The organism is Brevibacterium sp. AGC70, from assembly GCF_057334195.1.
Window position 1 is genome coordinate 252,065 of the sequence record NZ_JBHFIH010000019.1, and the last position, 11,731, is coordinate 263,795.

Annotated in this window: 8 protein-coding genes; 1 reads left to right on the plus strand and 7 read right to left on the minus strand. The window is 64.9% G+C overall.

Features of this window, described 5'->3' with window-relative positions:
- Positions 1-22 precede the first annotated feature (22 nt).
- Both ACE03M_RS18870 and ACE03M_RS18875 read right to left on the minus strand, forming a co-directional pair.
- A complete protein-coding gene (locus ACE03M_RS18870; protein ID WP_143922190.1) occupies positions 23-904 on the minus strand; it encodes a 2-hydroxy-3-oxopropionate reductase in 882 nt (293 codons plus the stop codon).
- 44 nt (positions 905-948) lie between these two features.
- A complete protein-coding gene (locus tag ACE03M_RS18875) occupies positions 949-1,761 on the minus strand; it encodes a hydroxypyruvate isomerase family protein (protein ID WP_485935517.1) in 813 nt (270 codons plus the stop codon).
- Between the two features lie 307 nt (positions 1,762-2,068).
- Between ACE03M_RS18875 and ACE03M_RS18880 the strand changes: the two genes are divergently transcribed.
- Positions 2,069-3,631, plus strand: coding sequence for a nucleobase:cation symporter-2 family protein (locus ACE03M_RS18880; protein ID WP_485935519.1), 1,563 nt, complete (start codon positions 2,069-2,071; stop codon positions 3,629-3,631).
- 25 nt (positions 3,632-3,656) lie between these two features.
- On the opposite strand, the gene guaD is transcribed toward ACE03M_RS18880, so the two are convergent.
- From guaD to ACE03M_RS18905, 5 genes are all read right to left on the minus strand, one after another.
- Positions 3,657-4,943 carry a guanine deaminase gene (guaD, locus tag ACE03M_RS18885; RefSeq protein WP_485935521.1) on the minus strand — a complete coding sequence of 429 codons (1,287 nt, stop codon included), beginning with the start codon at positions 4,941-4,943 and terminating at the stop codon, positions 3,657-3,659.
- 41 nt (positions 4,944-4,984) lie between these two features.
- Positions 4,985-5,773, minus strand: a complete 789-nt coding sequence (gene xdhC / locus ACE03M_RS18890) for a xanthine dehydrogenase accessory protein XdhC (protein WP_485935523.1) — start codon at positions 5,771-5,773, stop codon at positions 4,985-4,987.
- Positions 5,770-8,187, minus strand: coding sequence for a xanthine dehydrogenase molybdopterin binding subunit (gene xdhB, locus ACE03M_RS18895; protein ID WP_485935525.1), 2,418 nt, complete (start codon positions 8,185-8,187; stop codon positions 5,770-5,772). The genes xdhC and xdhB overlap by 4 nt, the downstream gene beginning before the upstream one ends.
- Positions 8,184-9,644 (minus strand): xanthine dehydrogenase small subunit, encoded by a 1,461-nt coding sequence (locus tag ACE03M_RS18900; protein ID WP_485935527.1) that lies wholly within the window; start codon positions 9,642-9,644, stop codon positions 8,184-8,186. The genes xdhB and ACE03M_RS18900 overlap by 4 nt, the downstream gene beginning before the upstream one ends.
- A 229-nt stretch (positions 9,645-9,873) precedes the next feature.
- Complete coding sequence (locus ACE03M_RS18905) at positions 9,874-11,349, minus strand: NCS2 family permease (RefSeq protein WP_485935529.1); 1,476 nt, start codon at positions 11,347-11,349, stop codon at positions 9,874-9,876.
- Positions 11,350-11,731: the final 382 nt, after the last annotated feature.

Here is an 11,731-nt window from a genome sequence, read left to right on the forward strand (position 1 = left end):
CGGGCGCGGTTCGTGGTGGTGTCTACTTCTTCCCTGAGAGCTGCTCGACGACGGTGAAGAGGCCCGAGTGGTCGAGTCCCCCATTGCCCTGCTGGACGGTCGAGGCGACGAGCTGCGCGACGGCCGATCCGAGTGGGATCGCGACGCCGGCCTCGCGGGCTGCGGCGGTGACGATGCCCATGTCCTTGTGGTGCAGCGCCAGTCGGAACCCGGGGTCGAAGGAGCGGTCGAGCATCTTCTGCCCCTTTTGCTCGAGGACCTTCGATCCGGCCAGTCCCCCACCGAGGACCTGCAGCGCCGAGGTGGTCTCGACCCCGTAGGCCTCAAGGAAGACGACTGCCTCGGCGAGGAGTTCGATGTTTCCCGCGACGATGAGCTGGTTCGCGGCCTTCACGGTCTGGCCCGACCCAGAGGGCCCGACGAGGACGATTGTCTTGCCGACCGCGTCGAAGACATCGGCTACCGCATCGAAGTCAGCCTGTGCGCCGCCGACCATGATCGACAGTGCGCCGTTGATCGCTCCTGCCTCGCCACCGGAGACCGGTGCATCGAGAGGCTTGAGTCCCTTCTCGGCCGCCTGATCGGAGAGGCTCTTGGCAACGTCGGGACGGATGGTCGAGTTGTCGATCCAGTACGCGCCGGCCTCGGCGTGGGCGAGAATTCCGTCCTCGCCGGTCAACACGTCTTCGACGTCCGGGGAATCCGGGACCATGGTGATGATGACGTCGGCACCGTCGACCGCCTCGGCGATGGTGCCTGCGGCCTGGCCGCCCGCTTTCGCGAGTTCGGCGGCCTTCTCGGGTGAGCGGTTGTACCCGCGGACGGTGAAGCCGGCGCCGACGAGATTCTTGGCCATCGGCAGGCCCATGATTCCGAGTCCGATGAATGCGATTGTCTTGCTCATGTTCGTGTCCTATCTGGTGCGGAAAGCTGGAGGTGGAGGCAGATTCAGTTCGCGAGCCATTCGAATGCGGTGGCGCGGTCCTGCTTGTATTCGAGGGCGATGGAGCCGGTGTAGCCGAGTTCGTAGGAGCGGTCGATCCAGTCCTGCAAGGGCAGCTCGCCCGTACCTGGTGCTCCGCGGCCGGCGGCGTCGGCGATCTGGATGTGTCCGAACTTCGCGGCGTCGGCTTCGATGACTGCGGCCACGTCGTCGCCGTTGATCGACATGTGAAAGAAGTCGGCGAGGACGGCGATGTTGGCAACGCCCTGAGCACGGACCCGCTGGACCACCTCGGCGGCATCTGAGGCGCGCTTGAGCGGGTAGTCATCAGCTCCGGAGACGGGCTCGACAAGGACGGTTCCCTCGATGGCGGCCACGGCGTCGGCCGCGAACTTGAGGTTCTCGAGCCCGACCTCGTCCTGCTCCTCGGGCGCCTGGCCTTCGGTGCGCAGACCGTAGAGGGCGTTGAAGGCTCGGCAGCCTGTACGGCGGCCGATCTCGACGACGATCTCGACGTTGGCCGCGAAGTCCGCTTCTGCGCCCTTGATCGAGACCATGCCCCGGTCGCCGGCGGCCATGTTCCCGGCCCAGAAGTTCAGACCCCTGAGTTCGACTCCGGCCTTGTCGAGTGAGGCGATGAACTCATCGACCGCCGCCGAGGTGGGCCTCGGGTTGCCGTCGAAGGGCCACCAGAACTCGACCTGGCTGAAACCGGCGTCCTTGGCGGCCTGAGCCCGCTCCATCACGGGCAGTTCGGTGAGCAGGGTGGAGCAGTTGAGGATGTAGCTGTCGGCATTGGTGAAATCGAATGTCGTCATGGGATTCTCCTTCGCGTCTCTGCGAGTGCGGATTCATTGTTTTCCGTATTGTGGAAATTACTTTCCGTTTGATGAAATCAAGCATAAGCAGGCGATAGAGACGGAGTCAACCCTCCAGGGCGGGTAAGTCAGAAATCTTCGGAACCGGCTCGCCGCCAGGCATTTGCCCCCAGCGCCGAAACCAGCTACCCGAATCGCCTATTTGACTTCACGGAAAAAGAGGCAGAACGTAGTGCACATCACACTTTATGGAAGAGTGAATCCACGATACGGAAGAGTAATGAGGCTTACTCCGGAAGGTTGAGATATGACCGATAATTCGACGACGAAGTCCCTCCCGCCCGGGTCCAAGCGACCCGAAGACGCATGGCTCCCTGTGCCCAAGCTCTTCGCCTACGGGCTCCAGCATGTCCTCACCATGTACGGCGGCATCATCGCGGTGCCCCTCATCATCGGCAAGGCAGCCGGCGTCGACGGCGACCAGCTCGTCGCCCTGGTCACCGCCAGCCTCTTCGTCGGCGGCATCGCCACGCTGATCCAGAGCATCGGGATCCCGCTGGTCGGGTCCAAGCTGCCGCTCATCCAGGGCGTCTCCTTTGCCGGTGTCGCGACGATGCTCGCCATTCTCACCGGTGGCGGCAGCCTCAGCGACATATTCGGCGCGGTCATCGTCGCCAGCATCATCGGCTTCGTCGTCGCTCCGTTCTTCGCGCGGATCATCCGCCTCTTCCCACCTGTGGTCACCGGGGTGGTCATCACGGCCATCGGTCTCACGCTCATCCCGACAGCGGCCGATTGGGCCATGGGCGGCGATGAGGCCGCTGCGGACTACGGTTCCGTGCAGAACATCGCCCTGGCCTTCATCACCTTCGCCGTCATCCTGCTGCTGAGCAAGGTCGGCTCGGCCGCCATCTCGCGGCTGTCGATCCTGCTCGGCCTCGTCATCGGCACGGGCATCGGTGCCGCCATGGGCATGTCTGATTTCTCCGGGGTCGGGCAGGGGGCTCCCGTGGCGATCCCAGGCCTGCTTCCCTTCGGCGCACCGAGCTTCGACCTCGCGGCGATCGGGTCGATGCTCATCGTCATCCTCGTGATCAAGACCGAGACTGCGGCCGATGTGCTGGCCGTCGGCGAGATCATCGGCACCCCGGTCGACAAGAAACGGGTCGCGGCCGGTCTGCGCGCTGACATGGCCTCATCAGTCATCGCACCCTTCTTCGGCTCCTTCACCCAGTCGGCCTTCGCGCAGAACGTGGGACTCGTGGCGCTGACCGGAGTCCGCTCCCGCTTCGTCGTCTCTGCAGGCGGCGTCATCCTCATTCTCCTGGGGCTCATGCCCGTGCTCGGTCAGGTCGTTGCTGCGGTGCCGATGCCCGTCCTCGGAGGCGCCGGCTTCATCCTCTTCGGAACCGTCTCGGGATCAGGCATCCGCAATCTCAAAGAGGTGAAGTTCGACGGCAACATGAACCTCATCATCGTCTCCGCATCCCTCGCCTTCGCCCTCGTGCCCGTGGTCAAGCCCGACTTCTACGAGCACTTCCCGGCCTGGGTGCAGACGATCCTCCACTCGGGAATCTCCTCGGCCGCGATCATGGCGGTGCTGCTGAATCTCCTGTTCAACGAACTGAGCTTCGGAAATTCGACCAACCCTTCCGTCTACGCAGCGAAACCGGCACGCTTCCTCACACCCTCGAACCTCAAGGATCTGCGCGAGGGCGATCAATTCATCGACGGAGTCTTCGTCGACTGCGACGGCGAGGAGATCCCACTCGTGCCCGATGAGCAGGCCCAGGAGATCCAGGCCGCAATCGACTGCGGGGACATCGTCGACACCCCCGACGTGAAGCAGGTCGCGCACCGCCGTTCCTGACGAAGGCTCGCCCCCGGACGAGGGCTCAGTCCTTGACGAGCTGACCGTCGACCCACACTCGGGCGATGTCGGCCGGAGTCCCCATGGCGAAGATCTTCGCCAAGGCGTCGTCATCGCTGCTGGCGTGCTCCAGCCCCACGGCCAAGGGCTCGCTAGCGCTCGGCTGGATGTAGGCGGCGTCGAAGCGCTTGCCTACGGACAGGTCCCCGACCTGATCTGACAGTTCCAAGGCCTCGGCGCCGGCGGCCGTTGCCAGGTGCAGAAGGTGTGCTGAGCCCAGCGGCAGTCCGCCGGACGGGTCCAGCTGCTGCATGAAGTAGGCCTGGACGCCCTCCTTGAGGAGGGAGAATCCTGTCCCCGCTCCCACATCGGAGCCGAGTGCCACACGAACCCCGGCCTCGATGTGTCGGCGCAGCGGGAAGAAACCGCTGGCCAGATTCGAGTTCGATGTCGGACAGTGCGCCGAGGCGGCCCCCACTTCTGCCATCCGCGCCAGTTCGCGATCGCTCGGATGGACGTTGTGGGCCAGAACCGTCTGCCTCCCCAGCAGTCCTGCCCGATCGTAAGTGTCGAGGTAGTCGAGTGCCTCAGGGAACATCTCGGCGACACCGGCGATCTCGTCGCGGTTCTCATTGAGGTGAGAAGTCACCCAGATGCCCGGGTTGTCCGCCACCAGCTGGCCTCCGGCAGCCAACAGCTCCTGACCCGCTGAGAACGAGAAGCGCGGGGTCACCGCATACCGGAGATGGCCCTTCCCATGCCAGCGATCGATGAGGTCCTGGCTCTCGGACACGGATCTCTCCACGCTCGTCAGCAGCGTTTCTGGGAGCATCTTGTCACTGGTGACCAGTCCCGATGTGATCCGCAGACCGATCTCGGCGGCCTGGGTGAAGAAGGAGTCCATCGCGGTGGCGAAGTGAGAACCGAAGACCATCGCCGAGGTGGTCCCCGCCGAGGTCAGCCCGGTGAGGAACTCGCCGGCCACGACTGCCGCATAGGCCTCGTCACCGAGCTTGGCCTCTTCGGGCAGGGCACAGTGGTCGAGCCACTCGAGCAGCGGCTTGCCGAGGTAGCCGATGGCGCGGACCTGCGGGTAGTGGACGTGGGTGTCGATGAGGCCGGGGATGAGGACGCCGGCACGGAGGTCGACCACCTCGGCGTCGGGATGGCCTGAGACCGCACTCGCAAAGTCGGTGCGGGCGATGATCAGTCCGTCATCGACGACGAGAGCGACGTCCGAGTCGGAGCGCAGGGTGCCCCCGGCGAAGGGGCTGGTCGGTGTGTCGAAGACACGGGCGCGGCAGATGAACATGGTGGTGCTCCTTGCAGGTGAAGAATGATGAGGTCAGTGGTTCAGACCATGCGGCTCAGCAGGTCGGCGGCGACGCTGAGAGCGATCGTCGCCGGCTGCTTGCCGGGCAGGTCGGGCAGGCCGATCGGGCAGTCGATGGTGTCGACGAGCTCGGGCACATGGCCTTCGGCGATGAGGTTCTTCCGAAACCGCTGCCATTTGGCGCTCGAGCCGATGAGCCCGATGGAGCCGAGGTCACCGCGGGTCAGCGCCGCATCGCAGAGGTGAAGATCCTCGGCGTGGTCGTGGGTCATGATGAGTACATGGGTGCCCGGGGGCAGCCCGAGGAGCACCTCTTCGCCGATGACGGCGAACTCGCGATGGACCTGGGCCACAGGCGGCTCCAATCGGTCGAGCTCCTCGAGGTGCTCGGGACGGGAATCGCTGACGTGGACGTCGATGTCGTGGCGGGCCAGGATACGGGTCAGTTCGAGTCCGATGTTGCCGATCCCGAAGATCGCCACCGAGGCGGGAACGGGCAGCGGTTCGAGCAGAACGCTGACCTCTCCCCCGCAGCATTGGCGTCCGTATCTGGCCGGTGCCTTGTCGTTGAGCCGCAGCGTGAGCATCTCGGGTTCGGAGTCCGACTCGGATGCGAGGATCTCGCGGGCGCGGGTGACGGCTGTCATCTCCAGATTGCCGCCGCCGATGGTCCCATGCAGGCCATCGGCAGTGACGATCAGCTTCGCTCCCGCCTCACGTGGGGCGTGCCCGCGAACCGAGGCGAGAGTGACGAGGACGGCCGGCACCCGAGTCTTCCGAAGCTCGGCCGCTGTGTCCATCCACGTCATGATGGGACACTGAGGCCTTCCGCTGCCGTCGCGGCAGCAGCATCCCCCGATGCAGCCGCGTCGCCGGTGACAGGTGCGCGCACCGATTCGATGGCCCAGAACACGGCTTCGGGTGTCGCCGGTGACGCCAGCTCAACCGATGGACCGCGGGCGCCGAAGTTCTCCGAACCGAACGCGGCCACGGCACCTCGCAGGGCCTCCCTGACCGAGAAGGCGAGCATGAGCGGGGGTTCGCCCACAGCTTTGGAACCGTAGACGGCGCCCTCTTCGTGCGCCTTGTCCAGCAGCGAGACGTTGAAGACCTCCGGGGCCTCGGAGAAGCTGGGGATCTTGTACGTGCTCGCGGCCTGGGTCGCCAGGCGCCCCCGGCTGGGCTTGTCTGACTCGTCCCACCGCAGGTCTTCCAGGGTCAGCCATCCGGCGCCCTGGACGAATCCGCCCTCGATCTGGCCGAGGTCGATCAGCGGTGAGAGAGAATCGCCGACGTCATGGACGATGTCGACCCGACGCAATCTGTAGGAGCCGTCGAAGCGGTTGACCTCGACCTCGCTCGCTGCCACTCCGTAGGCGAAGTACTTGAAGGGCTCGCCGGTCATGATCGACAGGTCCCAGTGCAGCCCCTCGGTCCGGTAGAACCCTGAGGCCGAGAGCTGGATCCGCTGGAAGTAGGCGGCGTTGATGAGCTCTTCCCAGGCAATGGTCTTCTTCGAAGACAGCGCGCTGACGATGCCGCGGGTGACGCTGACCTCGTGCGCGGGTGCCCCGAGGATCCCGGCGGCCACCTGCGTCAGGCGGCCCAGAATCTGTTCACAGGCGTCTTTGACCGCACCGCCGTTGAGGTCGGTGCCGGAGCTCGCCGCCGTCGCCGAGGTGTTGGGGACCTTATCCGTACGCGTGGGCGCCAGCCGCACCGTGGACAGAGGCACACCCAACGTCGTGGCCGCGACCTGCAGCATCTTCATGTGCAGGCCCTGGCCCATCTCGGTGCCGCCGTGGGTGACGAGGACAGAACCGTCCTTGTACACGAGCACGAGTGCACCGCCCTGGTTGAAGGCCGTGAGGTTGAACGAGATCCCGAACTTCACCGGGGTCAGCGCGAGTCCGCGTTTGACGTTCTCGCTGCCCGCGTTGAACTGGTCGATCTCAGCTTCTCTGGCCTCCACCTCGGCGGTGGACACGACCTGGTCCCAGGCCGCCTCCATCCGCTCGGGGTGACGCACAGGCTGGTAGTACGGGGTGTCCTGTCCGGCGGTGTAGAAGTTGCGGCGGCGAAGCTCACGGGCGGATAGGCCCAGCTTCGGAGCGACACGGCCGAGGATGTCCTCCATCACCAGCATGCCCTGGGGGCCGCCGAACCCGCGGAAGGCGGTCTGCGAGGTCTTGTTGCACTTGGCAATGCGACCGGCCACGCGGATGTTGGGCACCCAGTAGGCGTTGTCGATGTGGCACATGGCTCTGGTGAGCACGGGCTCGGACAGGTCGAGACTCCACCCGCCGTCGGCGGTCAGCGTGGCATCGAGGGCGAGGATCTTGCCCTCGGCGGTGAAGCCGATCTTCCAGGACGAGTGGAAGCCGTGGCGTTTGCCGGTCATTGTGATGTCGAGAGTGCGGTTGAGCCGCAAGCGCACCGGTCGACCGGTGAGCTTCGCGCCGAGTGCTGCGAGAGCCGCGTACCCGTGGGGCTGCATCTCCTTGCCCCCGAAGCCGCCGCCCATGCGCAGGCACTGCACGGTCACCTCGTGGGCGGGAACCCCGAGGACATGGGAGACGATGTCCTGCGTCTCGGTGGGGTGCTGCGTCGAGCACTGGACGAAGATCTGCCCGCTCTCGTCGACCTGGGCCAGTGAAGCCTGGGTCTCGAGGTAGAAGTGCTCCTGGCCGGCGAACTCGAATTCGCCTTCGAACACGTGTGCGGCATCGGCGAAGGCTCCGGTGGCGTCGCCCTTGTCGATGACGGGCTGGATGCCGTGGAAGCTCTCCGCCTCGATCGCATCCCTGACGCTGACCAGGGAGGGCAGCGGATCGTAGTCGACGGTCACGGCTGCTGCCCCGGCCTTCGCCGCTTCGAGATCGTTGCCGAGAACCCAGACGATGGGCTGGCCGAAGAACATGACCTCGTCGACGGGAAGCATCGGCTCGTCGTGCTTGACGCCCTGGTCGTTGACACCGGGAATGTCTGCGGCCGTGATCACGCGGACGACTCCGGGCACCTCGTAGGCGGGCGCGATGTCGACGGATTTCAACGCGGCGTGTGCCTGAGTGGACTGCACCGGGTAGGCGTGGAGGACTCCGGCGAGGCGCCCCACGAGGTCATCGGTGTAGAGGGCGGCTCCGGTGACGTGGCCGAAGGCGCTTTCGTGGTGGTGGGACTCACCGACGATGGGGTCGGTGGGGCGCTGTGAGAGCTGGCTCATCGTCCTGCCTCCTGTTCGGCATAGAAACGTTCCAACGAGGACCGCAGCATCGCGGTCCGGTATTTCGCACTCGCCCGGTGATCATCCATCGGGGTGCCCTCGGCGGCGAGGGTCTCTGCGGCGCCGTGCACGGTCTCAAGCGTCCAGGGGGAACCTTCCAGCAGAGCCTCGGTGGCGTCAGCACGCAGCGGGGTGGCCGCGACTCCACCCAGTCCGATCCGAGCCTTGGCCACGATCCCGTCCTCGACACTCACGGCGTAGCCGATCGCGACCGAGGAGATGTCGTCGAAGCGGCGCTTCGCGATCTTCTGGAACGAGGTCATGGGTGCCAGGGGCAGCGGGATGCGGATCGCGGTGATGAGTTCCCCGGCAGCGCGGACGGTCTGCCGGTATCCGGTGAAGTACTCGGCCAGGTCCACGACCCGTGACCCCTGCACCGAGGTGAGCACGAGCTGTGCATCCAGGGCCAGGAGTGCCGGTGGGGTGTCGCCGATGGGTGAGCCTGTGCCGAGGTTGCCGCCGATGGTGGCGGCGTTGCGGATGAGTCGGGATGCGAACTGCGGGATCAGTTTGCCCAGCAGCGGGATCGAGCCGGCGAGTTCACGTTCGAGTTCACTCAGGGTATGAGCCGCACCGAGTTCGATATGGTCCTCGGTCCGGCGGATGCCGCGCAGTTCTGGCAGGCGATCGATGGCGAGCATCGATTTGGCGCGTGCCCCCTTGATGTTGACCTCGACGCCCCAGTCGGTGGCGCCGGCGACGACGAGGGCCTCGGGTTCGGCGGCCAGGATGTCGAGCGCCTCGGCGAGGGTGGACGGGCGACGGTAGCGTCCTGGTTCACCGGTGGCCGTATCGGCTCGGTGGATATCGGTGCTCGCCGAGGTGGGTGCCGGGTTCTGCCGACGCCGTGCGATCGTATCGCCGGTTTCGGGCTGGCCGAGGGCGTAGGCTGCGTCGCGGATGGGGCGGTAGCCGGTGCAGCGACAGAGGTTGCCGGACAGGGAGTGGATGTCGAAGCCGTTGGGGCCGCAGTGGTGGTCGGCGGCATCGTCGGCACGTTCGGGTCGGTAGTATTCGGCGGCCATCGAGCAGATGAAGCCAGGGGTGCAGTATCCGCATTGGGATCCGCCGCGCACGGCCATCTCCTCCTGGACGGGATGGACGGACTCACCGTCGGCGAGGCCTTCGGCCGTGATGACCTCCTGGCCGTCGAGTGCCGCGGCCGGCAGCAGGCACGAGTTGATCGAGGTCCAACGGGTCGTCCCATCGGCGTCGGGGCGGGCGACCATGATCGCGCAGGCCCCGCATTCGCCTTCGGCGCAGCCTTCCTTGGCTGCGGTGAGGCCGACTCCGCGAAGGAAGTCCAGAGCATTGGTGTGTGGTGGCCCGTCGAATTCGTGAACCGTTGAGTTCACTGAGATCTGGGCGGTGGAACGTTGAGTTGCCGGAGCAGACATCGCACTTACCTCCTGCGCCTCGTCTATGCGGCGCACAGTGCATGGTTAGAACATTTGCTTCATTCTTCGAAACTTCTGGTTATCCATGCGAACAGCAGCGAAGAACGTGGTGTCGAGTTGACGTGGTGACCCGGTTGGCTGGGTGACCCGTCAGTGCAGCGACTGACGGAGCCTCAATCGCCGTGTGCGATCTGGCCCTTTCCCCAAGCAAGATGTCCAATCATTTCACTCATCCACCTAACATAGCTGAAATCGGGCCGCGAACGAAGTACAGCACGAATCCAGCTGACACGACCCAGAGGAGCCAGTGAACGTCCCGGCCGCGCTTGCTCATCGCGTGGATGAGGGCCCAGGAGATGAATCCGACGCCGATTCCGTTGGCGATCGAGTAGGTCAGCGGCATCGTGACCATGGTCAGGAACACCGGCAGCGAGGTGCGGAAGTCGCTCATGTCGATCTCGCGGATCTGCGTGACCATCATGGCGCCCACGACGACGAGCGCGGCGGCTCCGGCTTCCATCGGGATGACGCCGATGAGCGGTGCGAAGAACATCGACACCAGGAACAGCACACCCGTGATGCAGGCGGCGAGTCCGGTTCGAGCACCTTCGGCGATACCTGCCGCTGCGTCGACGAACACGGTGTTCGACGAGGCGGACGCTCCACCACCGGCAACTGCACCGATGCCCTCGACGATGAATGCACCGCGGATACGGGGGAACATTCCGTCTTTGGTCTGCAGCCCTGCGCTGCGGGCGAGGCCGGTCATGGTGCCCATGGCGTCGAAGAAGTTCGTGAACACCAGGGTGAAGACGAGCATCGTGGCAGCGAGGACGCCGATGCGCTCAAAGGACCCGAACAGGTCGAAGGCTCCGATGAGCGAGAAGTCGGGCAATGCGACGACCTGACTGGGTATCTCGGGGGCGGCGAGGTTCCAGCCCACCGGGTCCGGATTGACCGGGTCGCCCACGGTTCCCAGCTTCGCGAAGGCCTGGATGACCATCGCGACGATTGTGGCCACGATGATGCCGATGAGTATTCCGCCCGGAACCTGGCGTGCGACGAGAATACCGATGAGGATGAGAGCGAAGACGAACACCAGCGTCGGCAGAGATGCAATCGACCCGTCCTGTCCCAGCTGGACGGGAGGCCCGGCCGGGGTGCGGGTGACGAAGCCGGAGTTGACGAAGCCGATGAACGCGATGAACAGACCGATTCCGACGGTGATCGCGACCTTCAGGGCGTGGGGCACGGCGTTGAAGATCGCGGTTCGGATGCCGGTGGCTCCGAGGACGACGATGATGACACCATTGATGACCACGAGCCCCATGGCTTCGGCCCAGGTGACTTCCTGGACCACGGAGACGGCCAGGAAGCTGTTCATGCCCAGCCCCGCGGCGAGTGCGAAGGGGAGCTTCGCGACGACGCCGAAGAGGATCGTGATGACGCCGGCGACGAGGCCGGTGACAGCGGTCAGTTGGGCGAAGTCGAGCGCCCCGCCCGCGACATCCTGGGAACCGCCCAGGATGAGCGGGTTGAGGACGACGATGTAGGCCATCGCGAAGAAGGCGACGATGCCTCCGCGGATCTCCTGTTTGACCGAGGATCCGCGTGATGTGATTTCGAAGAATCTGTCGAGCAGACCGGGACTCCCGCTGCTGTTTTCAGCGGTCTTCGTGTCCCGCTGTTGGTCGTTGTCAGCCATTTTCATGGACCACCTCAAGTTGTTCGATTTGATCAGTCGGCAACATCATCGTTGGCGACCATGCGCCTTGAACATGCGCAGAGAAACGGACACAGCTTCCACAACAGAAATTTATTTTCGCATCATGGAAAGACACTTCCGTTCCGACTGACCAGTTAAGTCCGTTTTGCATAATGTGTCAACGATCACAATCTGATCACGCTGTCCGATCAGGGACAGTTCGCCCGTGTCGACCACACGCAATCATCGCAAACGTCATGGTCGATTCCGTCATCGGGGTGGTGGTCCGCGGCCCTCGGAGGCGGGGTTCGGCTGCAGGAGGATCATCGCCCGTCTCCGCGCACAAAAATGCCTGAGGCGCGATATCGTTTGCACACGATAT

What these genes read in the sequence shown, in the direction of transcription:
- ACE03M_RS18880 (WP_485935519.1), top strand. Translation starts at nt 2,069, where the DNA reads ATGACCGATAATTCGACGACGAAGTCCCTCCCGCCCGGGTCCAAGCGA.
- ACE03M_RS18875 (WP_485935517.1), bottom strand. Translation starts at nt 1,761, where the DNA reads ATGACGACATTCGATTTCACCAATGCCGACAGCTACATCCTCAACTGC.
- ACE03M_RS18905 (WP_485935529.1), bottom strand. Translation starts at nt 11,349, where the DNA reads ATGGCTGACAACGACCAACAGCGGGACACGAAGACCGCTGAAAACAGC.
- ACE03M_RS18870 (WP_143922190.1), bottom strand. Translation starts at nt 904, where the DNA reads ATGAGCAAGACAATCGCATTCATCGGACTCGGAATCATGGGCCTGCCG.
- xdhB (WP_485935525.1), bottom strand. Translation starts at nt 8,187, where the DNA reads ATGAGCCAGCTCTCACAGCGCCCCACCGACCCCATCGTCGGTGAGTCC.
- guaD (WP_485935521.1), bottom strand. Translation starts at nt 4,943, where the DNA reads ATGTTCATCTGCCGCGCCCGTGTCTTCGACACACCGACCAGCCCCTTC.
- ACE03M_RS18900 (WP_485935527.1), bottom strand. Translation starts at nt 9,644, where the DNA reads ATGTCTGCTCCGGCAACTCAACGTTCCACCGCCCAGATCTCAGTGAAC.
- xdhC (WP_485935523.1), bottom strand. Translation starts at nt 5,773, where the DNA reads ATGACGTGGATGGACACAGCGGCCGAGCTTCGGAAGACTCGGGTGCCG.